At 71.8% G+C, this 23,963-nt stretch carries 24 protein-coding genes and 7 tRNA genes; 20 read left to right on the plus strand and 11 right to left on the minus strand.

The features are described 5' to 3' along the window. Positions 1–68 precede the first annotated feature (68 nt). From cobT to RCR19_RS30255, 4 genes are all read left to right on the plus strand, one after another. Complete coding sequence (gene cobT, locus RCR19_RS30240) at positions 69–3,653, plus strand: nicotinate-nucleotide--dimethylbenzimidazole phosphoribosyltransferase (protein WP_331268004.1); 3,585 nt, start codon at positions 69–71, stop codon at positions 3,651–3,653. 176 nt (positions 3,654–3,829) lie between these two features. Further along, positions 3,830–5,062, plus strand: coding sequence for a uroporphyrinogen-III C-methyltransferase (gene cobA, locus RCR19_RS30245; RefSeq protein WP_331268005.1), 1,233 nt, complete (start codon positions 3,830–3,832; stop codon positions 5,060–5,062). 63 nt (positions 5,063–5,125) lie between these two features. Next, positions 5,126–5,944 (plus strand): RNA methyltransferase, encoded by an 819-nt coding sequence (locus RCR19_RS30250; protein WP_331268006.1) that lies wholly within the window; start codon positions 5,126–5,128, stop codon positions 5,942–5,944. 11 nt (positions 5,945–5,955) lie between these two features. Next, a complete protein-coding gene (locus RCR19_RS30255) occupies positions 5,956–6,348 on the plus strand; it encodes an NUDIX hydrolase (protein ID WP_331268007.1) in 393 nt (130 codons plus the stop codon). A 63-nt stretch (positions 6,349–6,411) separates the two neighbouring features. Here RCR19_RS30255 and RCR19_RS30260 read toward each other — a convergent pair whose 3' ends face one another. After that, a complete protein-coding gene (locus tag RCR19_RS30260) occupies positions 6,412–7,719 on the minus strand; it encodes a serine/threonine-protein kinase (RefSeq protein WP_331269595.1) in 1,308 nt (435 codons plus the stop codon). A 196-nt stretch (positions 7,720–7,915) separates the two neighbouring features. On the opposite strand from RCR19_RS30260, the gene RCR19_RS30265 reads away from it, so the two are divergent. The 4 genes from RCR19_RS30265 to RCR19_RS30280 all read left to right on the plus strand — a co-directional run bounded on the left by RCR19_RS30265 (position 7,916) and on the right by RCR19_RS30280 (position 10,075). Continuing rightward, positions 7,916–8,191 carry a hypothetical protein gene (locus RCR19_RS30265; protein WP_059125595.1) on the plus strand — a complete coding sequence of 92 codons (276 nt, stop codon included), beginning with the start codon at positions 7,916–7,918 and terminating at the stop codon, positions 8,189–8,191. 199 nt (positions 8,192–8,390) lie between these two features. Beyond that, entirely contained in the window at positions 8,391–8,600 is a 210-nt protein-coding gene (locus RCR19_RS30270; RefSeq protein WP_331268008.1) for a hypothetical protein, read from the plus strand. 174 nt (positions 8,601–8,774) lie between these two features. Next, the gene (locus RCR19_RS30275; RefSeq protein WP_331268009.1) at positions 8,775–9,692 is read left to right on the plus strand and encodes an aminoglycoside phosphotransferase family protein; all 918 of its coding nucleotides are present in this window, start codon (positions 8,775–8,777) and stop codon (positions 9,690–9,692) included. Between the two features lie 98 nt (positions 9,693–9,790). Further along, a complete protein-coding gene (locus tag RCR19_RS30280) occupies positions 9,791–10,075 on the plus strand; it encodes a zf-TFIIB domain-containing protein (RefSeq protein ID WP_331268010.1) in 285 nt (94 codons plus the stop codon). Positions 10,076–10,204: 129 nt separating this feature from the next. On the opposite strand, the gene RCR19_RS30285 is transcribed toward RCR19_RS30280, so the two are convergent. The 5 genes from RCR19_RS30285 to RCR19_RS30305 form a co-directional block, all read right to left on the minus strand. Next, positions 10,205–10,276: transfer RNA gene (locus RCR19_RS30285), tRNA-Val, on the minus strand. Between the two features lie 42 nt (positions 10,277–10,318). After that, positions 10,319–10,390: transfer RNA gene (locus tag RCR19_RS30290), tRNA-Val, on the minus strand. A 19-nt stretch (positions 10,391–10,409) separates the two neighbouring features. Continuing rightward, positions 10,410–10,481, minus strand: a tRNA-Val gene (locus tag RCR19_RS30295). Position 10,482: 1 nt separating this feature from the next. Further along, a tRNA-Cys gene (locus RCR19_RS30300) sits at positions 10,483–10,556 on the minus strand. A 39-nt stretch (positions 10,557–10,595) separates the two neighbouring features. Beyond that, a tRNA-Gly gene (locus RCR19_RS30305) sits at positions 10,596–10,668 on the minus strand. A 176-nt stretch (positions 10,669–10,844) separates the two neighbouring features. Between RCR19_RS30305 and RCR19_RS30310 the strand changes: the two genes are divergently transcribed. The 3 genes from RCR19_RS30310 to RCR19_RS30320 are packed head-to-tail and all read left to right on the plus strand — an operon-like array spanning position 10,845 to position 13,592. After that, a complete protein-coding gene (locus RCR19_RS30310; RefSeq protein WP_331268011.1) occupies positions 10,845–11,897 on the plus strand; it encodes a chorismate-binding protein in 1,053 nt (350 codons plus the stop codon). Further along, positions 11,894–12,715: an aminodeoxychorismate lyase gene (locus RCR19_RS30315; RefSeq protein WP_331268012.1), complete on the plus strand. Its 822-nt coding sequence runs from the start codon at positions 11,894–11,896 to the stop codon at positions 12,713–12,715. Before RCR19_RS30310 ends, RCR19_RS30315 begins: the two co-directional genes overlap by 4 nt. A 52-nt stretch (positions 12,716–12,767) precedes the next feature. Next, positions 12,768–13,592 carry a GNAT family N-acetyltransferase gene (locus RCR19_RS30320; protein ID WP_331268013.1) on the plus strand — a complete coding sequence of 275 codons (825 nt, stop codon included), beginning with the start codon at positions 12,768–12,770 and terminating at the stop codon, positions 13,590–13,592. A gap of 3 nt (positions 13,593–13,595) precedes the next feature. On the opposite strand, the gene RCR19_RS30325 is transcribed toward RCR19_RS30320, so the two are convergent. After that, positions 13,596–14,117 carry a DsbA family protein gene (locus tag RCR19_RS30325; protein WP_331268014.1) on the minus strand — a complete coding sequence of 174 codons (522 nt, stop codon included), beginning with the start codon at positions 14,115–14,117 and terminating at the stop codon, positions 13,596–13,598. A gap of 230 nt (positions 14,118–14,347) precedes the next feature. Here RCR19_RS30325 and RCR19_RS30330 point away from each other — a divergent pair, with 230 nt between their 5' ends. Together RCR19_RS30330 and RCR19_RS30335 are read left to right on the plus strand one after the other, a co-directional pair. Continuing rightward, positions 14,348–14,794, plus strand: coding sequence for a hypothetical protein (locus tag RCR19_RS30330; RefSeq protein ID WP_331268015.1), 447 nt, complete (start codon positions 14,348–14,350; stop codon positions 14,792–14,794). A 188-nt stretch (positions 14,795–14,982) separates the two neighbouring features. After that, positions 14,983–15,135 carry a hypothetical protein gene (locus tag RCR19_RS30335; RefSeq protein ID WP_331268016.1) on the plus strand — a complete coding sequence of 51 codons (153 nt, stop codon included), beginning with the start codon at positions 14,983–14,985 and terminating at the stop codon, positions 15,133–15,135. Positions 15,136–15,234: 99 nt separating this feature from the next. Here the strand turns inward: RCR19_RS30335 and RCR19_RS30340 are convergent, their stop codons facing one another. Together RCR19_RS30340 and RCR19_RS30345 are read right to left on the minus strand one after the other, a co-directional pair. After that, positions 15,235–15,792, minus strand: coding sequence for a CGNR zinc finger domain-containing protein (locus RCR19_RS30340; RefSeq protein WP_331268017.1), 558 nt, complete (start codon positions 15,790–15,792; stop codon positions 15,235–15,237). Between the two features lie 308 nt (positions 15,793–16,100). Further along, complete coding sequence (locus RCR19_RS30345) at positions 16,101–16,514, minus strand: SsgA family sporulation/cell division regulator (protein WP_003959770.1); 414 nt, start codon at positions 16,512–16,514, stop codon at positions 16,101–16,103. Between the two features lie 191 nt (positions 16,515–16,705). Here RCR19_RS30345 and RCR19_RS30350 point away from each other — a divergent pair, with 191 nt between their 5' ends. From RCR19_RS30350 to RCR19_RS30365, 4 genes are all read left to right on the plus strand, one after another. After that, positions 16,706–17,140 (plus strand): TIGR02611 family protein, encoded by a 435-nt coding sequence (locus tag RCR19_RS30350; RefSeq protein ID WP_331268018.1) that lies wholly within the window; start codon positions 16,706–16,708, stop codon positions 17,138–17,140. Between the two features lie 65 nt (positions 17,141–17,205). After that, positions 17,206–17,277 (plus strand) — tRNA-Val (locus RCR19_RS30355). Positions 17,278–17,894: 617 nt separating this feature from the next. Beyond that, positions 17,895–18,341 (plus strand): SRPBCC family protein, encoded by a 447-nt coding sequence (locus RCR19_RS30360; protein WP_331268019.1) that lies wholly within the window; start codon positions 17,895–17,897, stop codon positions 18,339–18,341. Between the two features lie 39 nt (positions 18,342–18,380). Then, positions 18,381–18,452, plus strand: a tRNA-Val gene (locus RCR19_RS30365). 45 nt (positions 18,453–18,497) lie between these two features. Here RCR19_RS30365 and RCR19_RS30370 read toward each other — a convergent pair. Beyond that, positions 18,498–19,223, minus strand: a complete 726-nt coding sequence (locus tag RCR19_RS30370; RefSeq protein ID WP_331268020.1) for a 3'-5' exonuclease — start codon at positions 19,221–19,223, stop codon at positions 18,498–18,500. Positions 19,224–19,392: 169 nt separating this feature from the next. Here RCR19_RS30370 and RCR19_RS30375 point away from each other — a divergent pair, with 169 nt between their 5' ends. From RCR19_RS30375 to thrS, 3 genes are all read left to right on the plus strand, one after another. Beyond that, a complete protein-coding gene (locus RCR19_RS30375) occupies positions 19,393–19,962 on the plus strand; it encodes a DUF4365 domain-containing protein (protein WP_059125583.1) in 570 nt (189 codons plus the stop codon). Continuing rightward, positions 19,959–21,176, plus strand: coding sequence for a hypothetical protein (locus RCR19_RS30380; protein WP_331268021.1), 1,218 nt, complete (start codon positions 19,959–19,961; stop codon positions 21,174–21,176). Before RCR19_RS30375 ends, RCR19_RS30380 begins: the two co-directional genes overlap by 4 nt. 100 nt (positions 21,177–21,276) lie before the next feature. Next, on the plus strand, positions 21,277–23,253 hold the full coding sequence (gene thrS, locus RCR19_RS30385) for a threonine--tRNA ligase (protein ID WP_331268022.1): 1,977 nt from the start codon (positions 21,277–21,279) through the stop codon (positions 23,251–23,253). 30 nt (positions 23,254–23,283) lie between these two features. Here thrS and RCR19_RS30390 read toward each other — a convergent pair whose 3' ends face one another. Further along, on the minus strand, positions 23,284–23,946 hold the full coding sequence (locus RCR19_RS30390; RefSeq protein ID WP_331268023.1) for an ion channel: 663 nt from the start codon (positions 23,944–23,946) through the stop codon (positions 23,284–23,286). Positions 23,947–23,963: the final 17 nt, after the last annotated feature.

Consider the following 23,963-nt stretch of genomic DNA (forward strand, 5'->3'; position numbering starts at 1 on the left):
GGGCGGTCGGCGAGTCCTTCCGGGCGAGCTGGTCGTAGGAGCACTAAACCGATGGGCGAGGGATACGCATGACCGACACCGGCCAGGTCCCGGGCGAGGGACTGCCGGAGAACGCAGGCATGGTGGAACAGCCAGGCGTCCTCGCGCCGGGCGCGTACACCTACCTCGACCACTCCGACACCCCCGCCGAAGAGGACGACCTGCTCCTGATGCCCGGCCAGCAGGGCGCGTGGGGCAACGAGATGGCGCAGCCGGCCCCGGCGCCGGCTCCCTTCCCGCACGAGCCCGGCCCGCACGAGACGGCCGGCCGGGACAGCGGCTCGATCGACCTCGGCGCGGTCCGCGCGGCGGCTGCCGCGCCCGCGCCGCAGCGCCGTCCGCTGCACCTCGGTCCGCCCACCCCGGACGCCTCCTCGAGCCTGGTGCGTTCGCTCGCCGACCGTGGACCGGCGGGCGTGCCCATGCGCGCCTCCGGGCCGCCGACGACCGGCCCCGAGTACCTGGACGTGTCCCAGCTCGAGAACTCCCCGCAGGGCGCAGCACCGTGGGACTCCTCGACGCAGACCCAGACCGTGCCGCCGGCCGTTCCCGAGGGGACGGCTGAAGAAACGGTCGTTCCCCCGGCGGCCCCCGAGCAGTTCCCCGCACCGGTCGCCCCCGACGCCGTGCCCGGGGTCGCCGAGGGCTCCGGCACGCTCCACGGAACGGGGAACCCGGCCGGTTCCCCGGCGTTCGAGGCACCCGCGACGCCCCTCGGAGCCGAGGCGCAGTACTCCGCGGACGCACCGCACGACCCCTGGGGGGCGCAGGCGGCCGCGCCGTCCGTCCATCAGGTTCCGGACACCCCGCCCATCGTCCCGATGCCCGTGACCGGGCTCGCCGCCGACGGCACGCCTGCTCATGGCACGCCTGCTCATGGCACGCCTGCTCATGGCACGCCTGCTCAGGGGACGCCGGCTCATGGCACGCCCGCCCACGGCACCCCGCACATCGGTGCCCCGGCGCCGGACGGGCCGATCGCCCCGGGCGCCGCCCGGGAAGCTGAGCCCGCGGCGGACTTCACGCCGGCCCCGCATCTCTCCGCCGCCGCACCCGTGCAGCCCACGGCCGGCACCCCGTACGACGGCACACCCGCGCCCGTGACCGGGACCGGGGCGCTCCTGACCCCCGCCGACGCGCACACCCCCGCGTCCGGCGTCATGGTGCCGCCCGCGCACGTCCGGGCCGCGGCACAGCACACCCCCGCCCAGGGCCTCGCCGCGCACGCACCGGCGTCCGGGCAGCAGGCCCCCGCGGCCGAGGAGGCGCCGGTGCTGCCGGACGCCGGGGCGCAGTTCGCGCCGCCCGAGCCGCACGGCGCCGAAGAGGCCCAGCCCGCGTTCGCCGGGTCCGTCCGGGCCGTTCCGGTCGGCGTGTCCGTCGAGGCCGTGGCGCCCGGTGCCGTCGCCGTCCAGGCGTACGGCGAGCCGTCGCCCGGCGAACAGGCGCACGGTGAGCGGACACCCACCGGGCAGCACGCGACCGGTGAGCCGGTCGGCGAGCACGGCGTCGCGGCGGAGCTCGGAGCGGACCACTCACTGGGCCAGTTCGTGCCCGTCGACGGCATCGTGCCGACCACGCCGCACCTGGCCCCGACCCCGCCGCACGGGCTGAGCGTGCCTCCGCTGCCGGACCAGGAGCAGCCGGCCGCCGAGGACCCCGCTCCGGCTGCGGCCGAGCAGGAGGAGCAGGCCGCCGCCCCGGCGCCGGAGGAACAGATCCTCGTCGTCCCCGCTCCGCGTGAGGGCGAGTCGGCCGTCCCGGAGCCGCCGGCCGCGGAATCGGGGCCCGTAGCAGCACAACAGGCGGAGGACCTGGACACCAGGGCCGCCGAGCAGGAAGAGAGCACGGCCGTAGTGGAAGACGTACAGGAGTCCACCGGCCCGGCGGCGCCCGGATACGACGACGCCGAGCGTGAGGCGGTGCTGCGCGTGATGCGCGAACGCCGTGACATCCGCAACGGCTTCCGCAGCGACCCCATCCCGCACGAGGTGCTGCTGCGCGTGCTGGAGGCCGCCCACACGGCGCCTTCGGTGGGGCACTCCCAGCCGTGGGACTTCGTCGTCATCCGCTCGGCCGAAACCCGCCGCACCATGCACGAACTGGCACAGCGTCAGCGTGAGGCCTATGCCAAGTCGCTGCCCAAGGGCCGGGCGAAGCAGTTCAAGGAACTGAAGATCGAGGCCATCCTCGACACGCCGGTGAACATCGTCGTCACCGCCGACCCGACGCGGGGCGGCCGCCACACGCTCGGCCGGCACACCCAGCCGCAGATGGCCCCGTACTCCTCCGCGCTCGCCGTCGAGAACCTCTGGCTCGCCGCCCGTGCCGAGGGCCTCGGTGTCGGCTGGGTCAGCTTCTTCGACGAGCGTGAGATGGTCCGCGCCCTCGGACTGCCCGAGCACCTGGAGATCGTCGCCTATCTGTGCGTGGGATACGTCGACGAGTTCCCCGAGGAGCCCGAGCTGATGCAGGCGGGCTGGTCCAAGCGCCGTCCCCTGTCCTGGGTCGTGCACGAGGAGACGTACGGCCGCCGGGCACTGCCCGGCGAGGAGCCGCACGACCTGCTCGCCGAGACCGTGGCGGGTATCCGTCCGCTGGACGCCAAGGCCCTCGGCGAGGCCTGGGAGCGGCAGAAGCGCATGACCAAGCCTGCGGGCGCGCTCGGCATGCTGGAGATCATCTCCGCACAGCTGTCCGGCCTGTCCCGGCAGTGCCCGCCGCCGATCCCGGAGCCCGCGGCCGTCGCGATCTTCGCAGGTGACCACGGGGTGCACGCCCAGGGCGTCACCCCCTGGCCGCAGGAGGTCACCGGTCAGATGGTGGCCAACTTCCTCGGCGGTGGCGCGGTCTGCAACGCCTTCGCCAACCAGGTGGGCGCCGAGGTCTGCATCGTCGACGTGGGCGTGGCCTCCGACCTGCCGGCGACCCCGGGTCTTCTGCCGCGCAAGGTCCGCGCGGGTACGGCGGACATGACGACCGGCCCCGCGCTCACCCGCGAGGAGGTCAAGCAGGCTATCGAGGTCGGCATCGAGACGGCCCGCGACCTCGTGGCGGCCGGCAACAAGGCGCTGCTGACGGGTGAGATGGGCATCGCGAACACGACGGCCTCGGCCGCCCTGATCGCGGTCTTCACGGACACCGACCCCTCCGAGGTGACCGGCCGCGGGACGGGCATCAACGACGAGACGCTGGCCCGCAAGACCGAGGTCGTGCGTCGCGCCATCGAACTGCACCAGCCCGACCCGGCCGATCCGATCGGCGTGCTCGCCGCGTTCGGCGGTCTGGAACACGCGGCGATGGTGGGGCTGCTGCTCGGCGGCGCGTCCCTGCGCACACCGGTGATCCTCGACGGTGTCAGCGCGGGAGCCGCCGCTCTGGTGGCGCGAGCGATCGCGCCCGAGGTCCTCGCGGCGTGCATCGCGGGCCACCGCAGCGCGGAGCCCGGTCATGTCGCCGCCCTCAACAAGCTGGGTCTGCGTCCTCTGGTCGACCTGGACCTGCGTCTGGGCGAGGGGACGGGAGCGCTCCTCGCGCTGCCGCTCGTGCAGAGCTCGGCGCGGGCGATGCACGAGGTGGCGACGTTCGACTCGGCGGGAGTGACCGAGAAGTAGCCGGGGACGGAACCCGGGCGCCGGGCCCGGGTTCCCCGCGATCCGTCCCGGTCCTGTCCACCGGGCGCACCCACCTGCGCCATCCGGCCGGGCCGAACGTAAAATTCCCACGTCAGGGCCGCTCCAAAGGCGTAGGGGCCGTCTTCCGCACCGCCTGGACGAGGAGCCGTACCGCCATGGCCGAACACCCCCCTTACCCCGTAGGGCTTCGTCTCTCCGGCCGTCGTGTGGTCGTTCTCGGCGGCGGCCAGGTCGCCCAGCGCCGCCTTCCGGCCTTGATCGCGGCGGGCGCCGACGTACTGCTCGTGTCACCTGAGGCGACACCCTCGGTCGAGGCCATGGCGGACGCGGGAGAGATCACCTGGCTGAGGCGCCCGTTCCGGCCCGGCGATCTTGAGGGGGCCTGGTACGCCCTGATCGCCGGCAGTGATCCCGAGGCGAACGCCGCCGCCTCCGCCGAGGCCGAGCGCCACCGTGTGTGGTGCGTGCGCTCCGACGACGCCGACGCGGCCACCGCGTGGACCCCGGCGACCGGTCACAGCGAAGGCGTCACCGTCGCCGTCCTCACCACCGCCGCGAAGGGCCGCGACCCGCGGCACACCGCGGCCATCCGCGACGCCGTCGTCGAGGGCCTGCGCGACGGCACGCTCGTCGCACCGCACCACCGCACCCGCACCCCCGGTGTCGCGCTGGTCGGGGGCGGCCCCGGCGACCCCGACCTGATCACCGTCCGCGGCCGCCGCCTGCTCGCCGAGGCCGACGTGGTCATCGCGGACCGCCTCGGCCCCCGTGATCTCCTCGCCGAACTCCCCCCGCACGTCGAGGTGATCGACGCGGCGAAGATCCCGTACGGCCGTGCCATGGCCCAGGAGGCCATCAACGACGCCCTGATCGAGCACGCCCGGCAGGGCAAGTCGGTCGTGCGGCTCAAGGGCGGGGACCCGTTCGTCTTCGGCCGCGGCATGGAGGAGGTACAGGCGCTCGCCGAGGCGGGCATCCCCTGCACGGTGGTTCCCGGCATCTCCAGTTCGATCTCGGTGCCGGGCGCGGCCGGCATCCCGGTCACCCATCGGGGTGTCGCACACGAGTTCACGGTGGTCAGCGGCCATGTCGCTCCGGACGACGAGCGCTCCCTGGTGGACTGGCCCTCCCTCGCCCGGCTCACCGGCACGCTGGTGATCCTCATGGGCGTCGACAAGATCGGGAAGATCGCCGAGACGCTCGTCGCCCACGGCAAGGATGCCGACACCCCGGTCGCCCTGGTCCAGGAAGGCACGACGGCGGCCCAGCGCCGCGTCGACGCCACCCTCGCGACGGTCGCCGCAACCGTGCGGGCCGAGGGCGTGAAGCCGCCGGCCGTCATCGTCATCGGCGAGGTCGTGAAGGCGGCTCCGCGGCCCGTCGAGTAACCCGGGGTAACCCGGCCCGTTCCAGCCGTTGGCACCACTCCCAGGACAAGGCAGTATCACCCTGTGGCCGATCTCATCACCGTTGAGGACCCCGACGACCCGCGCCTCGGCGACTACACGGGTCTGACCGATGTGGAGTTGCGCCGCAAGCGCGAACCCGCCGAGGGCCTGTTCATCGCCGAGGGCGAGAAGGTCATCAGACGCGCCAAGGACGCCGGCTACGAGATGCGCTCCATGCTGCTCTCCGCCAAGTGGGTCGACGTCATGCGGGACGTCATCGACGAGCTCCCGGCGCCGGTGTACGCCGTCAGCCCGGAACTCGCCGAGCAGGTCACCGGCTACCACGTCCACCGTGGCGCGCTCGCCTCGATGCAGCGCAGACCACTGCCGACGGCGGACGAGCTCCTGTCCACCGCCCGTCGTGTGGTGGTCATGGAATCCGTGAACGACCACACCAATATCGGCGCCATCTTCCGCTCCGCCGCGGCCCTCGGGATGGATGCGGTCCTGCTGTCGCCCGACTGCGCCGACCCGCTCTACCGCCGCAGCGTGAAGGTCTCCATGGGCGCGGTCTTCTCGGTGCCGTACGCACGCCTCGAGACCTGGCCCAAGGGCCTGGAGTCGGTGCGCGAGGCCGGATTCGCGCTGCTCGCCCTCACCCCCGACGAGAAGGCCAAGACCCTCGACGAGACCGCGCCGCACAAGATGGAGCGGGTCGCGCTGATGCTCGGCGCGGAGGGCGACGGTCTGTCCACGCAGGCGCTGGTCGCCGCGGACGAATGGGTGCGCATCCCCATGGCGCACGGGGTCGACTCACTCAATGTGGGAGCGGCGGCGGCCGTCGCCTTCTACGCGGTGGCCACCGATCGCCCCCGGCCCTGAGGAGGAGTCCGATGGCCCCGCGGGAGGCGATCGTCGCCGTGCTGCGGCGCGGTGACCGGGTACTCGTCGTCAAACGCGGGCCCGAGGCACGTCGCTCCGGCTACTGGGCGCCGCTCAGCGGCAAGCTCGAGCCCGGGGAGACCCAGGAGGAGGCCCTGGTCAGGGAGGTCCACGAGGAGGTCGGTCTGACCGTCGCACCGCTGGCGAAGGTCTGGGAGTCCGAGACCGACGACGGCGTCTTCCGCCTCCACTGGTGGACCGCGGCGGTGGGCACGGACGAGGTGGTCGCCGACCCCGGGGAGGTGGCCGAGGCCCGCTGGGTCACCGTCGAGGAGTACCTGGCGATGGATCCGATCTTCGACGGCGACCGTGAGTTCTTCGAACGGATCCTTCCGGGGCTGTGACGGCCGCCGAGGTCACGGACGCGGTCGCCGGGACGACCGCGGACGCCTCGTGCTGATCGCCCGTCAGCCCGCCGCGCTCGGCCCGCCCGCGTGCCGCTCGGCCATCGCCTCACCCGTGGCAGGGGCGTACAACCGCTCCTGGCCCACCTCCCGGCGTGTGTCCCCGCGGTCCAGGCCACGGGCCGGGCCCTGACAGCCCTGGGCCGCCGCGATGCCGAGCGCCACCAGCAGCGTCACCACCACGAAGACGAACAGCCGCTGGCGCAGCAGTCGTGGGTTGGCCGGCCGCCTGCCTGTCCCGGTGGTCCGCGGCGCGGGACGTCCGGCCCCACTGCGCGGTGCGGGACGGCCGCCGGAGCGGGGCGCGGTGCGCTGGACCGGCGTCGGGCGCGACCCCGGCCGTGAGCCGTTGCTGCGGGGCGGGGGCGTGCCCGGCCCCGGGGGGCGCCGTACGGTGCGCTGGTCGGCGTACTGCTCCGCCAGCCGGCCTGTCGGCCGGTCAGGTCCACCGGACTGCGCGGTCGGCCGCGCGTCCACGAGTCCCTGGGCCTCCCGGGTCGCGATCTCCTTGAGGCGGAGCGAGAGTTGGAGGGTGCTCGGCCGCTCCTCGGGGTCCTTCGCCAGGCAGGCGCGGACGAGCGGGGCCAGGGCGTCGGGCACGCCGTGCAGCTGCGGGTCCTCGTGCACGACCCGGTAGAGCATGACCTCGGAACTGCCGTGTCCGAAGGGCGAGTCACCGGTCGCCGCGTACGCCAGGGTGGCGCCCAGCGAGAACACGTCCGTGGCCGGCGTGACGGCCGCACCGCGGACCTGCTCGGGAGCGAGGAAACCGGGTGATCCGACGGCCGTGCCGACATGCGTGAGCGTCGAGGCGCCGGTCGCCCAGGCGATGCCGAAGTCGATGATCCGCGGTCCCTTCGGGGACAGCAGGATGTTGGACGGCTTCAGGTCGCGGTGGACGACGCCGGCCTCGTGCACCGCGACGAGGCCCTCGGACAGTGCGGCGCCCACCGCGGCCACGTCGGCGGCCGACAGAGCGCCCTCCTCGGCCACCTTGTCGTGCAGGGAGGGGCCGGGCACGTACTGTGTGGCGAACCACGGACGGTCCGCCTCCAGGTCGGCGGCCACGAGCCGCGCCGTGCATCCGCCCCGGATCCGCCGTGCCGCCGAGACCTCGCGCGCGAACCGCGACCGGAACTCCTGATCCTCCGCCAGGTCCGGCCGGATCACCTTCAGTGCCACCCGCTGGCCCCGTTTGTCGGAACCGAGGTAGACGACGCCCATCCCGCCCGCGCCGAGCCGCCGGTGGAGCCTGAACGAGCCGACGACACGCGGGTCCTCACGCCTCAGGCGCATCATCGCCATGTCCATCCCCGCTGCCCGGTCCGTCTGACGAGCCACAGCTTACGTTTCCGCGGCCGGGTGCGCGCAGAGGCCGCGCCCTCTCGCCCCGATCGATTGTCACTGCCGGGTGCGAGACTTGAGGGGTGGTCAGGGGAGGCGCGAGCAGGCCGGCCTTGTGCTGCCTGTGATCCCAACCTCCCGCGGCGGAAGGGGGATTGAGCCCGTGAAGGGTGATCGTGTGGAGATAGTCGTGGACGCCGGGGACACGACGCGCACCTACGAGGTCGTGGCGAGCAGGGCGGGCCGCCGGGTGGAGACGGCGGTGCGCAGGGGAGTGGTGGAAGTGAGCGAAGTCACCAGGAACGGCTCCGTCGTGCGCACCGCCCGCTTCATGGCGAACCGGGTGCTGGCGCTCGTGGAGCAGCCGGTCCCGCGGGAGGACGCGTCGGAACACGGGGGACGTTCGGGGCGTCCCCTCGGGGAAGACCCCGAGACCTAGGACCTCGTCTCCACCCAGGGGAGTACACCGCAGGTCATCGGTCATCCTCCGGGAGGCCAGGCAATCGGTACGAGGGCATGACGCCCCCCGTCGGCCCGGCACCTAGATTTGAGGTCAAGCGGCGGGTGCAGCACTCGTCCCCCGAGGTCAGACACCCGCCGCTGCCAAGGACAACTGCACAAAGGTCAGGAGAGGGACCATGGCCCAGACGGCACCGCGGACGCTGATCCGCATGCAGGGACGCAAGGCATACGGCGCCGCGTTCGGCACCGGCCGTCCGAGCCGCCGCCACCCGCTGGTGGCGACAGCGATGGTCCTTCCCCTGGCGGCCCTGCTCGTATACGCCTTCGGCGGCTGGGATGCAGTGGTCACACAAGCGTCGTCCGTGGGCGTGATGCTGGGGCGCTGAGCGGCGCCCCAGGCCCGGAAGAGCGGTCCGGGCGGGGACATCCACCCATAAGACCCCGTGGGGACGGGGGTGCGGCGGACGGCACAAACGCCCGCGCAGCTGGGGAGCTGCGCGGGCGTTGTCCTGTTCGCGGCGTACGCTCCCCGCACAGCCGTACGTACACTCCGAGGGCCCATGAACGCACTCCTGCCCGCACTCACCGCACGAGCACGTGCCACGGTGCACTCGAACCCCGATGCGGAGTGCAGGTGCACGACCTCGGACGCGGTCCTCGCAGAGCGCAGCGACACCGCCGCCGTCGTCCGCCACGGCGCCACCGTCGCCAAGGCCCATGCACAGGGCACCGACGCCGCCGAGCTCTCGCTCCGCCTCGCAGCGGCCACCCGCCTCGGCGGCACCCTGCTCGCCCCGCTCGACGCCACGCCGGTCACCCTCCACGGCCGCCTCGTGACCTTCTGGCCCTACGGCGCCCCGGTCGACCCCGACCGCCCTGAGGCCGCCCCCTGGGAGGCGGCCGCGCGCCTCCTCGCCCGGCTGCACCGGGCCCCCGTGCCCGCAGGCCTGCCGCCCATGCGCGGGCCGGCCAAGGCCGCCCGTGCGATCCGGCGCATGGGTGCGGCCGGCCCGCACCCTGCCGCCGAGCCCGTACTCAAGGCCTGGGCGGCCCTCCCGGCCTGGGCCCGCGACGAGGCGGACCCGCCGCCCCCGCGCGCTCTGTGCCACGGTGACCTCCACCTCGGCCAGCTCGTGCGCCACCCCCCGGACGCCGGCTCCTGGCTCCTCATCGACGTCGACGACCTCGGTGCGGGCGACCCGGCCTGGGACCTGGCCCGGCCGGCCGCGTGGTACGCCTGCGGGCTGCTTCCGCCCGAGGAGTGGTCCCGGTTCCTCACCGCCTACCGGCAGGAGGGCGGACCGGCCGTCCCGTTCGACGGTGACCCCTGGCCCGCGCTCGACGTCCCCGCCCGCGCCCTCACCGTGCAGACCGCGGCGTTGGCCGTCGCCAAGTCGGTCACAGCGGACGGTCCCCTGGACGAGGTGGAGCAGGCCGTCGTTCAAGCGTGTGTTCGAATGAGTGCCGAAGTGCCGTAGTTGGCGCGAGGGTGAAGGACGTAGGCTGCAACCGGCCAGCACGGAAGTGAGTCCCTACCTGGCGAAGCACCACCGACCGGCGAGGAGTTGAGCCGACCATGCAGTGTCCGAAGTGTCATGCGCCGATGCACACGTACAACCGCAACGGCGTCCAGATCGAGCAGTGCAGCGGTTGCCGCGGCATCTTCCTGGACTACGGGGAGCTCGAGGCGCTGACCCGCCTGGAGTCCCAGTGGACGCAGCCCGCTCCGCCGCCCCCGTCCGCCCCGCAGGCCTACCCTGCCGCTCCCGCCTGGGGCGCACCGCACGGCGGCCACGGGGGGCACGGGCACTACGGCCACCAGCGCCACAAGAGCTTCGGCCACATGCTGTTCTCCAGCTGAGGCACGCAGAGGCCCCCCGCCCGCAGGGCCGGGGGGCCTTGTCGTCCCGCAACGCGCCTCGAGACAAGGGAAAACGACGAGGGTGGCCCGGCCGTGCTCTTCGCACGGCACGAGCCACCCTCGATCCGGTGGACGATACTGGGATTGAACCAGTGACCTCTTCCGTGTCAGGGAAGCGCTCTCCCGCTGAGCTAATCGTCCTCGGGCCATGGCCGCTCGACAGAGACGACCGTGGTTGCTGCGTGCGCGATACTGGGATTGAACCAGTGACCTCTTCCGTGTCAGGGAAGCGCTCTCCCGCTGAGCTAATCGCGCGGGGATCCTCGCGGACCAGTGGACGATACTGGGATTGAACCAGTGACCTCTTCCGTGTCAGGGAAGCGCTCTCCCGCTGAGCTAATCGTCCTTGGAGGTGGAGACGGGATTTGAACCCGTGTAGACGGCTTTGCAGGCCGTTGCCTCGCCTCTCGGCCACTCCACCCGGAGCTCAGGGGGTCGGGAAGACCCCCTGATTCCTTCGAGCGGACGACGAGGCTCGAACTCGCGACCTCAACCTTGGCAAGGTTGCGCTCTACCAACTGAGCTACGTCCGCCTGTCGTTTCGGTACGCTCCCGCGTCCCGGCGACGAGTTGAACTCTAGCGGATTCCGGAGCCAGTACAAAAACGCGTTTGTGCAGCGTGCTGCCCTGCACCTGGTCAAGGTCATGGTCAGGGCCCCACGGGGACATGTCCGGGCCACCGGCGCGACACGGCCATAGACTCGACTGTGTGCTCCACCTCCCTCCTCTCGCACGTTTCGGTGACCGCGTGGCCACGGGTCTCCTCGATGTCACCGACGATCCCGCCGCCCTCGACTCCACCGGCTTCTGGGCGGTCTGCGCGGACTACGAGGGGCGTCTGACCTGCGCCCGCTTCCAGGACGTACGGGAGGAGCCCGTGCCCGCACCGGTGCCCGGCCGATGGCGGGGCCCGTCGACCGGTGACTGGAGGTCGTCGCTCGAGCGCGACGCGTACACGGCGGGGGTGCGCAGGATCCGCGAGCACATCGCGACCGGCGAGGTCTACCAGGTGAACCTCTGCCGGGTGCTCTCCGCCCCGGTGACGGCCGACGCGGACGTGGACGCGCTGACCGCCGTGCTGGCGCGCGGCAACCCCGCTCCCTACGCAGGAACGATCCGCCTTCCCGGGCACGGGGTGGAGGTCGCCACCGCCTCCCCCGAGCTCTTCCTGCGCCGCGACGGCCGGAGCGTCGAGTCCGGCCCGATCAAGGGCACCGGACGCACCGAGGAGGACCTTCTGGAGAAGGACTACGCCGAGAACGTGATGATCGTGGACCTGGTCCGCAACGACCTCGGCCGTGTCTGCACCTCCGGCAGTGTGTCCGTGCCCGACCTGTGTGCCGTCGAGAAGCATCCCGGTCTGGTGCACCTCGTCTCCACGGTCCGCGGCGAGCTGCGCGCGGACGTGGGCTGGCCGGATCTGCTCGATGCCACCTTCCCGGCCGGCTCGATCACCGGTGCGCCCAAGTCCAGCGCCCTGCGGATCATCGACGCCCTGGAGACCGCACCCCGCGGCCCCTACTGCGGCGGTGTCGGCTGGGTCGACGCGGACCGGGGGGTGGGGGAGCTGGCGGTCGGCATCCGTACGTTCTGGATCGACCGGACTCCGGGCGACGCCGCCGTGCTGCGCTTCGGCGCGGGGGCGGGCATCACCTGGGGTTCCGACCCGGAGGGGGAGTGGCAGGAGACCGAACTGAAGGCCGCCCGACTGCTCACGGTAGCGTCGGGGGCGTACGAGGCGAGTGGAGGGACCCTCACGTGAAGATCTGGCTGGACGGCGGGCTGCAGGACCTCGAGTCCGCCCGCGTATCCGTCCTCGATCACGGACTGACCGTCGGCGACGGCATCTTCGAGACCGTCAAGGCGGTCGACGGACGGCCGTTCGCGCTGACCCGTCACCTCGACCGGCTCACTCGCTCGGCGCGCGGTCTCGGGCTGCCCGACCCCGACCTGGACGAGGTCCGGCGGGCCTGCGCCGCCGTGCTGGAGGCGGAGCCGGTGCCGCTCGGCCGGCTGCGCATCACGTACACCGGCGGCTACGGCCCGCTCGGTTCCGACCGCGGCGACCAGGGCCCGACGCTCGTGGTCGCCGTCGGCGCGACGAAGCGTCGACCCGACGCCACGGCAGTGATCACCGTGCCGTGGACCCGCAACGAACGTGGTGCGCTGGCCGGCCTGAAGACCACGTCGTACGCCGAGAACGTCGTCGCCCTGGCCCGCGCCTCCCAACAGGGCGCCTCCGAGGCGCTGTTCGCCAACACGGTCGGGCAGCTCTGCGAAGGCACCGGGTCGAACGTCTTCGTGGTCCTCGACGGCGAGATCCACACCCCGCCGGTCGCCTCCGGCTGTCTCGCGGGCATCACCCGTGCGCTCACCGTCGATTGGACGGGCGCCAAGGAGACCGATCTGACGCTGGACGTCCTGGAGCGCGCCGACGAGGTCTTCCTCACCTCCACGCTGCGGGACGTGCAGGCGGTGCGCCGGGTCGACGGCCGGGAACTGCCGGGTGCGCCGGGTCCGGTGACCGCCAAGGCGATGCGGATCTTCGACGAGCGGGCGGGGAACGACCTCGACCCCTGAGCCGGGCGAAATTCGGCTGCCCCGCGGCGCGGTACCGGGTAGAACACCTGTGATGACCACGACCCTGCGGCCGACCGAGCCGCTTCGCCACGACCCGGACGGAACGCGTTCACAGCGCTATCAGGTGTGTGTGAACGGCCGTCCGATCGGTGGGATACACCTGTCCACGCACCCCGAGTACGGGCCGACCGTGGCCTGCCTCGCGGAGCTGCGTATCGAGGAGCCGGACCGCGGAAGGGGCAGGGGCACGGTCGCCGCGCTGGCCGCCGAGGAGGTGGCGCGCGGCTGGGGCTGCAAGCGCATCGAGGGTTCCGTGCCCGGTGACGCCGAGGCGGCCCGCCGGCTGGCGACGACACTCGGGTACGTACTGCGCAGCCGGAACATGGAGAAGCGGCTGGGGCCCGACGTGCCCCGGCTGCCCGCCGGCCTCGTGGCCCGTCCTATGACCGAGGCCGAGTACGGCCCGTGGCGGGCACAGGCGCGGGAGGGCTTCGCGCGCAGCCTGATCGAGCGGGGAGCGTCCACCGACGAGGCTTACGACAAGGCCGAGCAGAGCGACGTCCGATTCCTGCCGGACGGCCTCGCCAGCGCGAACACGGTGATCAGCGTCCTGGAGAGCGACGGGGACCCGGTCGGCGTCCTGTGGCTCGGGCTGTGGCCGGACAGCGCGTTCGTCCTGGACGTGGAGGTCCACGCCGAGCACCGGGGCCGCGGTCATGGGCGCACGCTGATGCGGCTCGCCGAGGCGCAGGCGGCCGAGGGCGGCAAGGACCGCATCGCCCTTCACGTATTCGCGGGCAATGACCCGGCCGAACGCCTCTACATCTCGCTGGGGTACGAGACCACCTCGTACAACTTCTACAAGGACCTCGCCTGAGGCTCAGGCCCCCTCGGCCAGGAGCCGGTCCGCGATCTCCTCGATGCGCTCCCGCAGGCCTTCCTGGCTCTTGCCGCCGTCGAGACGCAGTCCGTCGATCACATAGGTGGGGGTGCCGGTCACACCGATCGCCTTGCCCTCGGCCTGGTCGGCGTCGACGATCAGGATGTGCCGGCCGTCGATCAGGGCGGTGTCGAACTCCTCGGCGTCCAGGCCGAGTTCGCCGGCCACCTCGACGAGGAGCGCCTCGCCCCGGCGGCTCAGCTCGTCGACCCGGGCCAGCACGGCCTCCACGTACGGCCAGCCCTGTCCCTGCGCCAGTGCCTCCTCGGCGGCCTGCGCCGCGGCGAACGCGTGCTGGTGCTTCTCCAGCGGGAAGTGCCGCAGCCGCAGCTCCAGCCGGTCGCCGTAGCGCTCGCGCAGCGCTCGCAGGTCCTCGAGGGAGGTGCGGCAGTCGGGGCACTGGAGCTCGCACCAGACGTCCAGGACGGGGGCGGCGGCACGGGCGGAGGAGGAATCGCTCATGGGCGACAGTCTCCCAGGACCGCGGACGCCTCCCCAACCGGACCTGACCGGCGGGGGGCGTCGGCGGTGACTGTGGTGCGCGGGGTGCAGAGGGGGCCGCGCCCTGAGGAGGAGCCGACCCGGAGATCTCCCTGAGGTCCGCTTGGACCGTGGCCCGCGGGGTGTGCGGCGGTGCAGGATGGAAGGGACGAACCGACCCTGCCCGACCGATCACCGCCCTGGAGGTCCGGATGATTGCCGAGACAGTCTGTTCCGCCGTCTCCGCGGCCGGTCTGGGGATCGCCGCGGTCACGGCCTGGCGCAAGCGCTTCCTGGCCGCGGCCCGTATCGCGGCCTACGCGCTGGTGCCGGTCGGCCTGGTGATGACGGGTGTCGTGGGCTGGCTGGCCGACACGGCGTTCAGCCTGACGGCCTGGGCGGGCTTCTGTGTGCTCGCCGTCGCCTGGCTGCTGTTCGCGACCACACGGGCCGTGGAGCGCCGACGCGGCGGCGGTACCCGCAAGGAACGCAGAGCGGCCCGGACCGCCGAGCGGGAGCCGGTGGCCCCGGCGGCCGCCGCACCGGCGCTCGGCGCCTCCCGCCCTCCGGCGACCCGCGCCAAGGCCACCCCCCGCGCGGGGGACTCCTCGGACGACTTCAGCGACATCGAGGCCATCCTCAAGAAGCACGGTATCTGAGGAGGCGCGCCGCCCGGCGTGAGCGCCGTTTTGAAACGACACAACGGTCGCGCGACGCCGTCGGATGATCAAGGTTGCACACGCCGGGATCAGCTTCGTTCCGTAGATCACGGATATGGGAGAACTCCCCGTCATTCCGAGCGTGTTGATCGCGTAGCGGGTGCGGGCTGCGTCATCATCGCCGCGAGATGCTGGACAGAACCCAGAGCGACACCGCTGTTCCTCCCGAGGAACGCCGGGGTTGTCTCTTCGCGCTTTCCCAGCCACCGCTGATGATCTTCCTTGCGGTTGTCGGCTGCCTGCTGCTCATGGCATCACTGCACGATCTGCTGATGCTCTGAGCCGTATGCGGAGCCCCTGGCGCCACCCGCCGAGGGCTCCGTCAGCCCCCGCCCCGCGCGAGGGGGAACGCACGACGTGAACGTCCGGCAACGGCCCGCTCAGCCCGCCGCCTCCTTGCGGCGCGCCCGGTAGGCGGCCACATGCAGGCGGTTTCCACAGGTGCGGCTGTCGCAGTAGCGCCTCGAGCGGTTGCGCGAGAGGTCGACGAAGGCACGCCGGCAGTCGGGCGCCTCGCAGCGGCGCAGTCGCTCCTGCTCCCCGGCGACCACGAAGAACGCCAGGGCCATACCGCAGTCCGCAGCGATGTGATCGGCGGCCGAGGCGCCGGGTGCGAAGTAGTGCACGTGCCAGTCGTAGCCGTCGTGGTCGGTGAGCCGCGGAGTCGTTCCCGCAGCGGCGACCAGCTCGTTGATCAGCCCGGCCGCGGTCCTGGCGTCCTGGGCGGCGAAGACCGCGGCGAACCGGCCGCGGATCTTCCGCACGGCCGAGAGATCGAACTCCGACAGGACGCCGACATCGCTCAGATCGTGGTTGCGCGCGAAGTCGTCGAGGGCGGCGACGTCCGGGAGCGCGTCCGTCCCGTCGCCCTCGGGTGCGGTGTTCACCAGATCCACCACGAGGTCGAGCGCGCACCGGGTGTCGTGGGTGATCAGCACGTGTCGCTCCCTGGCCTGGAGGTCGGGCGGACGCCCGCCGATGCTGGCCGAGCCTAGCGGCTCGCTCGCCGTCGTGGACGGGCGCAGGCCGGGCGGGCAGTCCGCCGCCGCGCGGACGGGACGGCTCCGGGCCCCGCGTGCGGGCCCCTCCGTCACGACCCGGGACAACTTCGTGACCGTGCGTGTGCACCTCGAACGCCGTCACCACGAAGGTTCGCGGCGACGGCGCCCTGGGTGTGCCGTATGCGGTTGTCCTGGCCCGAGCCGTCTCCCCGAGTGGACGGCGTCGGGCGGTTCGAGGTGTCGCTTCAGCTCTCGGCCAGGATGTGGGAGAGCTCCGTGTCGAGATCGAAATGACGATGCTCCGTGCCGGGTGGCACGGCGGCGTCGGTACGCTTCAGGAACGACTCGAGGGCCCGCGCCGGGGCCTCGAGCAGGGCCTCACCCTCCGGGGAGCTCAGGGCGATGCATACGACGCCCTGACCGTGGCTGCGGGACGGCCAGACGCGGACGTCGCCCGTCCCTGTGGGCCGGTGCAGGCCCTCTGCGAGGAGGTCGCGGGCGAACACCCACTCGACGGTTTCCTCGGCTCCGGTGTGGAAAGTGGCGTGCACGGCGTAGGGATCGGCCGTGTCATACCGCAGTCCCGCGGGTACAGGCAGTGAGGACTCGCTCGACACAACGAGGCGCAGGTGCAGCTCGCAGCTGACCGTGGTGTTCATAAGCGCCAGGGCCTTTCGCTCAGTGTGCGCTCGGGGATTCGCACGTCGGCGAAATCGACATGCCACCTACGGTGCCGTTGTAAACCCCTCTGAGTGTTTTGCCTGTCTATGCGTAGCTCATCCGGCCGAGATGGTGTTTGCGTGGTACGCCCATTCTGGTGACCGGTTTCTCTCCGGTAGGCTTTGTTCGTATGAATACGGCGAGTGACGAGCCGGGCGAGATCGCCGTGGCCGCGAGCGAGGCGAAGGCGGAGCGGGAGCTCGGTTCCCGGGCGCCGGAATTCATCAAGACCCGGAAGGCGCTGCACCTGAGCTGGCAGGTGGGCGTCTTCGTGGCCGGACTCGCCGTCGTGGCCGTGGGTGTGGTCCTGCTTCCGCTGCCCGGTCCGGGCTGGCTGGTGATCTTCGCCGGCCTTGCGCTCTGGGCGACCGAGTTCGTCTGGGCGCAGTTGGTGCTGCGCTGGACGAAGCGCAAGGTCACCGAGGCCGCACAGCGCGCGCTCGACCCCAGGGTGCGCCGGCGCAACATCGTGCTGACCACCGTCGGCGTGACGATCGTGGCCGTGCTCGCCGGCGTCTACGTCTGGCGGTTCGGTGCGGCCATGCCCTGGAACATCGAGGAGTAGCCGCCGCTGCCGCCGGCGCATGGTCGGAGACGCACCTGACATGCGGTAATGTTCTCCGTGCGCCCGGGCGATTAGCTCAGCGGGAGAGCGCTTCGTTCACACCGAAGAGGTCACTGGTTCGAACCCAGTATCGCCCACAGGATCGAGGGCGGCGTGACCCACGGACTCCGTGGGTCACGCCGCCCTCGTCGTATGTCCGCTCCGGCCCGGCGGCGGGTATCCCGGATGGAACGATTCACACAACGAGCCCGACCGAGGAACCGGTCGGTCACGTTCCGTGACTTCCGGCGAGCGGTCGAGGGTCCGGGAAAAGGGCCGGACGGCCCGTCGTGTTCTTCGAAAAGAACTGTCCGTGGACCAAGAAGATCGAGGTGCGGCGCACTCGGGGAATGGGCCGCGGACAGAAATGCGTCACCCTATTCCGGAACGCCGAGGTATTTCTGCGGAAGTACGACAAAAGGCGTGTTCTGCTCGGTTTCAAGTGCCCGCGTACATCCGGAATGTGAAGCCGGGCCAGCTCCCGGAGAACGACGGGGACTTCGGGCCGGGAGATCCGGCGGAGTGGCGTCGAACGGCTGCGACCGCCGCGCGGGACGTCCCGGAGTGCCCGATGACGGCGGAGCACGGCGCTCTCGGGGGAGCGCCGCCGCACGGGCGGCGGCGCTCGCAGCCGCATTCTGGGTCCGCGGCTCTCCGTACCGCATGAGTACGGGTACTCAATCGCGCTGCGCCGGTCGCGGGGCAGACTCTGTCCATGGACTGGACGCACTACCGCTTCCGCACCCTGTGGTCCCTGCCCGTCCCGCCCGCCGCCGTGTACGGGGCGCTGGAGCGGGCCGAGGAGTATCCGGCGTGGTGGCGCCAGGTGCGGGACGTGACCCGGCTCGACGACACGACCGGTGTGGTCCGGATCCGCTCGTTCCTGCCGTATGACCTGAGCTTCACGGTGCGTGAGGTACGGCGCGACCCGTCGGCCGGGGTCCTGGAGGCCGCGCTGTCCGGCGACCTCCAGGGCTGGGCGCGCTGGACGGTCACCGCGACCCCGTCGGGCTCCCTCGCCCGCTACGACCAGGTGGTCGACGTGAACAAGCCTCTGCTCAGCCGGCTCGCCGTGCCGGGGCGGCCCGTCTTCCGTGCCAACCACTGGCTGATGATGCGGGCCGGACGGCGGGGACTTCTCGCCCGTCTCCAAGCGGTTTGAAGGAACCCGGCCGGGACCTGTATTGTTCAGTGCGTTCCCGGGCGATTAGCTCAGTGGGAGAGCGCTTCGTTCACACCGAAGAGGTCACTGGTTCGAACCCAGTATCGCCCACCCGGAGAAGACCGGTCCGTCATGGCGGGCCGGTTTTTCGTCTGCTCAGGCTGCTGCAGGCAGTTCCGGCCGCAGCGGCCACGCGGGATCCACCGACTCCTCCGTGCCGCTGCGCGCGAACCACGCCTGCAACCCGCGTGCCTGCGCCGCGTGCCACCCCGTCTGCAGGACGTGCAGTTCGGCCGGCGTCAACCGGTCGAGGCGGGTGGCGAAACGGCGCCCCACCGCCCGTACGACATCCATCGCGGCCACCGCGTCCGCCGCCGCGTCGTGCGCGCCGTCCAGGACGACCCCGTAGTGCGCGCACAGGTCGGTGAGCGTGCGGCGGCCCTTGCGGTAGCGGTCCAGATGCTTGTCGAGGACCCGCGGGTCCAGCACACGCAGTGGCGCCGAGGCGAACCAGCCGTCGAGCGATGACGCGCGATGACGGCGCAACTCCCGGTCCAGCAGCGTCAGATCGAACGGCGCGTTCATCACCACCAGCGGCCGGCCGCGGGCGGCGTGCTCGCCCAACTGCTTGGCTATCTCCTCCATCACCGGCGACGGCCAGCGGCCCTCGCGCTGCAGATGCTCCTCCGTCAGCCCGTGCACCGCCGTCGCCTCCGCGGGCACCGGCACGCCCGGGTTCACCAGCCAACGGCTCACCCGCGGCCGGGTGCCCGGGGCGTCCTGGACGACGACGGCGGCCGACACGATCCGGTCGGTCTCGACGTCCACGCCCGTGGTCTCCGTGTCGAATGCGGCCAGAGGCCCTTCATACCAGCACGCCATGCCTACACAACTCCTCGTTCACCCTTGGCAGCTGACGCACCGTCTTCTGCCCGTTTGGTGATACCCGGGCTGTTTGCGTCGTACGCCGGAAGGACACAACAGGAGTACGGGTCTTTGCAGTTCACGGGCCCGTCACGGGGACTCTCTCAGCTGGGAAGGCTTTTTGGTCATGGCGATAGCGCAGCCCGAACGGGGCGGGCTGCTGCCCGAGCGGACGGCACCCCATCACCGCGGCACACTCGCCACCACCGCCTGCATGGAGACCTTGCAGGTGGGTTATCTGCACGCCGTCGCCGCCGCGGCCGGCTGCTCACTGTCGCAGCCCTTTCCGGACAACGGCATCGACTGGCACGTCAGTCACAGCGCGCCCGGGCACACGGTCGACGACGAGGTCACCATCAAGGTGCAGCTGAAGTGCACGTACCAGATCCCGCCGAACCCGCCCGGCCGGTTCTTCTCCTTCACGCTCGACAACGACCACCTGGCGAAGCTCGCCCGCACGCCGGTGTCGGTGCACAAGATCCTGGTCGTGATGATCGTTCCGCGGTCCCAGGAGCAATGGCTGCGGGCCGGACACGACCGGCTCGACCTGCGGCACTGCTGCTACTGGGTCAATCTGGCCGGACACCCGATCACGGGCCGGCGCCGCACCACCGTACGCGTCCCCACCGCACGCATATTCGACGACCGAGCCCTGTGCGAGATCATGACCCGGGTCGGAACGGGAGGCAGACCGTGACACACCGTCCCCTCGACGAGTCGGCCCGCGCCGTGCGGCCGCACCCGGCCGAGCCGCTGTGGAACCAGCCGCCCGCGTCCGACCAGGTCGATCCCGCCGTGCTCGGCGCCCTGCTCGACCGCCATGGCTGGCAGCGCCGGGGCGGGGCCGCCGGGCGTTACGGCCGGTGGACCCCACCGGGCCCCGGCGGCGGCCGTACGAGTCTGCTGGTGCCGGAGAGCCGTGCCTTCCCCGACAGCGACGACCTGATAGGCGAGGCCCTCGTCGCGCTCTCCCGCAGCGGCTCGCCCGCGGCCCGGGACGTGCTGCTCGGGCTCGCCGTGCCGAGCGACGAGATCCACTGGTATCGGGACGTCCCCGCCGGCCCCGCGGGCGCGGCGCCCTGGGCCGTCGAGGACCAGTTGCGTTCGGCCGCCCGCCAGATGCTGATGGCGGGCGCGCTGGCCACCCGCGCGCGTGCCGGCTACTACGGCGCCCGGCACCGCAGGCCCGCCGCGGCGTCCCTGGAACACGTGCTGGTCGGCGCGGCCGCCGGGGGCCGCCGGCTCACCGCCTTCACGCCCGTCACCACCGGCAGGCCGCTCGCCGTACGCCTGCACCAGGCCCTGAACGCGGCCAGGGAGGCCATCGACTACAAGCGGGCCACCGGCGGCATGGACGCCTTCGACGCCGCCGTGGAGGCGGGCGTGAGCCATGAGCTGACCGAGGCGCTGGTCGCCCTCGTGCGCGGCTCCGAGGGCGCCCGGATCGCCGTCGAGTGGGCGCCCGCGGCCGGCGTTCCCGAGGGGTGCGCCGCGCCCAGCGAACCGGTCGAGTTCTCACCCGGCGACCTGCCCGTGCTGCGCGAGGCCTCGGCCCGCTACCAGCGGGAGGAGCCGTCCATGCCGGTGCGGATCACCGGGGCCGTCGTGCGGCTGCGCCGGTCGGGCCCGCGCGGTGAGGGCACGGTACGGCTGCGGGTCATCGCCGGGGCCGAGGTCCCCCACGTACGGATGACGCTGGACGAGGAGTCCTACCGGATCGCGGGCCACGCCCATCTCGTCGGGCTGCCGGTGCGGGTGCACGGACGGCTGGAGAGCCGGGGCGGTTTCCGGCGCCTGGTCGCCGCGTCCGGTGTGTCCCCGGTACAGGTCGACGAGGCGGAGCGGGACCGGCTCATGAAGTCCCTCCAGGAGAACCTGGACTTCTTCGAGGAGGCCTGCGGCGGGGACTGACGGCGACCGTTTCGCGGAGGGCCGCGCCGGGTCGGTACGATCCCAGTCATGCGCGCGCTCCAGGTATGGCGCCGCATCCGCCAGCAGTCAGGAGAGACCGGTGTCAGACGTCCGTGTGATCATCCAACGCGATTCCGAGCGGGAAGAGCGCACGGTGACGACGGGCACCACGGCCGCCGACCTCTTCGCCGGCGAGCGCTCGATCATCGCGGCGCGGGTCGGCGGTGAGCTGAAGGACCTCGGCTACGAGGTCCAGGACGGCGAGACGGTCGAGGGCGTCGAGATCTCCTCCGAGGACGGCCTGAACATCCTGCGGCACTCCACCGCCCACGTCATGGCCCAGGCCGTGCAGGAACTCTTCCCCGAGGCCAAGCTGGGCATCGGCCCGCCGGTCAAGGACGGTTTCTACTACGACTTCGACGTCGAGAAGCCGTTCACGCCCGAGGACCTCAAGGCCGTCGAGAAGAAGATGCAGGAGATCCAGAAGCGCGGCCAGCGCTTCTCCCGCCGCGTCGTCACCGACGAGGCCGCCCGCGAGGAACTGGCGGACGAGCCTTACAAGCTGGAGCTGATCGGCCTCAAGGGTTCGGCGTCCAGCGAGGACGGCGCGGACGTCGAGGTCGGTGCCGGTGAGCTGACGATCTACGACAACCTGGACGCCAAGACCGGCGAGCTGTGCTGGAAGGACCTCTGCCGCGGTCCCCACCTGCCCTCCACCCGGAACATCCCGGCGTTCAAGCTGATGCGCAACGCGGCCGCCTACTGGCGCGGCAGCGAGAAGAACCCCATGCTGCAGCGCATCTACGGCACCGCCTGGCCGTCCAAGGACGAGCTGAAGGCGCACCTGGACTTCCTCGCCGAGGCCGAGAAGCGCGACCACCGCAAACTGGGCTCCGAACTCGACCTGTTCTCCATCCCCGAGCAGATCGGCTCGGGCCTCGCGGTCTTCCACCCCAAGGGCGGCATCGTGCGCCGGGTGATGGAGGACTACTCGCGCCGCCGCCACGAGGAGGAGGGCTACGAGTTCGTCTACACCCCGCACGCGACGAAGGGGAAGCTCTTCGAGACCTCGGGCCACCTGGACTGGTACGCCGACGGCATGTACCCGCCCATGCAGCTCGACGAGGGCGTGGACTACTACCTCAAGCCCATGAACTGCCCGATGCACAACCTGATCTTCGACGCGCGCGGCCGCTCGTACCGTGAACTGCCGCTGCGCCTCTTCGAGTTCGGGACCGTGTACCGGTACGAGAAGTCGGGCGTCGTGCACGGCCTGACCCGGGCCCGCGGCTTCACCCAGGACGACGCGCACATCTACTGCACGCGTGAGCAGATGGCCGAGGAGCTCGACAAGACGCTCACCTTCGTGCTGAACCTGCTGCGCGACTACGGCCTCACGGACTTCTACCTGGAACTGTCCACCAAGGACCCGGAGAAGTTCGTGGGCTCGGACGAGGCCTGGGAGGAGGCCACCGAGACGCTGCGCCAGGTCGCCGAGAAGCAGGGTCTCCCGCTGGTCCCGGACCCGGGCGGCGCGGCTTTCTACGGTCCGAAGATCTCCGTCCAGGCCAAGGACGCGATCGGCCGCACCTGGCAGATGTCGACGGTCCAGCTGGACTTCAACCTGCCCGAGCGCTTCGACCTCGAGTACACAGGACCGGACGGAGCGAAGCAGCGCCCGGTGATGATCCACCGAGCCCTGTTCGGGTCGATCGAGCGGTTCTTCGCGGTGCTGCTCGAGCACTACGCGGGCGCGTTCCCGGCGTGGCTGGCCCCGGTGCAGGCGGTCGGCATCCCGATCGGCGACGCGCACGTGGAGTACCTGGAGCGATTCGCCGCCGCGGCCCGCAAGAAGGGGCTGCGCGTCGAGGTGGACTCCTCCTCGGACCGGATGCAGAAGAAGATCCGCAACGCCCAGAAGCAGAAGGTGCCCTTCATGGTCATCGCGGGTGACGAGGACATGGCGGCCGGCTCGGTCTCGTTCCGCTTCCGGGACGGCTCGCAGGAGAACGGCATCCCGTTCGACGAGGCCATCGCGAAGATCGCGAACGTCGTCGAGGAGCGGGCGCAGGTCTGACACGTACGTGACGGAGGGCCCCCGGGACGTTCAGCTCCCCGGGGGCCCTTGGCCGTTCTCCCTGCGCGAGAACTCCTGCATCAGCCACGGGGAGAAGGAGCCCGCCACCGCGCCCAGGAGCGCGAGTCCGCAGCCCATCAGGGCGGCCGCGACCAGCCGCCCCGGCGGTGTCACGGGGACGGCGTCGCCGTAGCCCACTGTGGACAGAGTGGACACGGCCCACCACAGGGAGTCGCCGAAGGTGTGGATCGTCGAACGTGGGGCGTCCCGCTCCAGGTCGTAGACCGTGAGAGGGGCGATGAGACCGAGCAGGGTGGCCGATGTGCCCGCGTACAGCATCACCCTCCCCTGGAGGGACAACCGGGGAGGATGTCCCTGGCGCTTCTGCACGGCGTCATAGACCCGCATGACGCGAACCGGCCGCAGCAGGGAGAGCAGTACGACCACCCAGTCTAGCCAGTGCCGGTGGACGAAGCGGGCGCCCAGAGAGCTACGACGCCAGCGCACCGCGTAGTCGACGACGAACAGGGCCCAGCTGGCGCAGGTCACCGCCAGACACAGATCACGCACCGGACCGGGCAGCCCGCGCCCGAGGACCCGTACCGCGAACGAGGCGAGATACAGCAGTGAGGCGATCCCGAGCGGGACCCCCATCCGTCGCTCCCAGCGGCTCGTACGGCTGTCGTCGTCCATCGGGCCAGCTCGGCTCG

The organism is Streptomyces sp. WAC07094, from assembly GCF_036320405.1.
Lineage (GTDB): Bacteria > Actinomycetota > Actinomycetes > Streptomycetales > Streptomycetaceae > Streptomyces > Streptomyces lannensis.

Coding starts and splice junctions, on each gene's coding strand:
- RCR19_RS30260 (WP_331269595.1), bottom strand. CDS start 7,719: ATGGACATGGCGATGATGCGCCTGAGGCGTGAGGACCCGCGTGTCGTC.
- RCR19_RS30360 (WP_331268019.1), top strand. CDS start 17,895: ATGGACTGGACGCACTACCGCTTCCGCACCCTGTGGTCCCTGCCCGTC.
- RCR19_RS30345 (WP_003959770.1), bottom strand. CDS start 16,514: ATGAACACCACGGTCAGCTGCGAGCTGCACCTGCGCCTCGTTGTGTCG.
- RCR19_RS30375 (WP_059125583.1), top strand. CDS start 19,393: ATGGCGATAGCGCAGCCCGAACGGGGCGGGCTGCTGCCCGAGCGGACG.
- RCR19_RS30255 (WP_331268007.1), top strand. CDS start 5,956: ATGGCCCCGCGGGAGGCGATCGTCGCCGTGCTGCGGCGCGGTGACCGG.
- cobT (WP_331268004.1), top strand. CDS start 69: ATGACCGACACCGGCCAGGTCCCGGGCGAGGGACTGCCGGAGAACGCA.
- RCR19_RS30330 (WP_331268015.1), top strand. CDS start 14,348: ATGATTGCCGAGACAGTCTGTTCCGCCGTCTCCGCGGCCGGTCTGGGG.
- cobA (WP_331268005.1), top strand. CDS start 3,830: ATGGCCGAACACCCCCCTTACCCCGTAGGGCTTCGTCTCTCCGGCCGT.
- RCR19_RS30320 (WP_331268013.1), top strand. CDS start 12,768: ATGACCACGACCCTGCGGCCGACCGAGCCGCTTCGCCACGACCCGGAC.
- RCR19_RS30280 (WP_331268010.1), top strand. CDS start 9,791: ATGCAGTGTCCGAAGTGTCATGCGCCGATGCACACGTACAACCGCAAC.
- RCR19_RS30370 (WP_331268020.1), bottom strand. CDS start 19,223: ATGGCGTGCTGGTATGAAGGGCCTCTGGCCGCATTCGACACGGAGACC.
- RCR19_RS30325 (WP_331268014.1), bottom strand. CDS start 14,117: ATGAGCGATTCCTCCTCCGCCCGTGCCGCCGCCCCCGTCCTGGACGTC.
- RCR19_RS30335 (WP_331268016.1), top strand. CDS start 14,983: ATGCTGGACAGAACCCAGAGCGACACCGCTGTTCCTCCCGAGGAACGC.
- RCR19_RS30390 (WP_331268023.1), bottom strand. CDS start 23,946: ATGGACGACGACAGCCGTACGAGCCGCTGGGAGCGACGGATGGGGGTC.
- RCR19_RS30275 (WP_331268009.1), top strand. CDS start 8,775: ATGAACGCACTCCTGCCCGCACTCACCGCACGAGCACGTGCCACGGTG.
- RCR19_RS30350 (WP_331268018.1), top strand. CDS start 16,706: ATGAATACGGCGAGTGACGAGCCGGGCGAGATCGCCGTGGCCGCGAGC.
- RCR19_RS30270 (WP_331268008.1), top strand. CDS start 8,391: ATGGCCCAGACGGCACCGCGGACGCTGATCCGCATGCAGGGACGCAAG.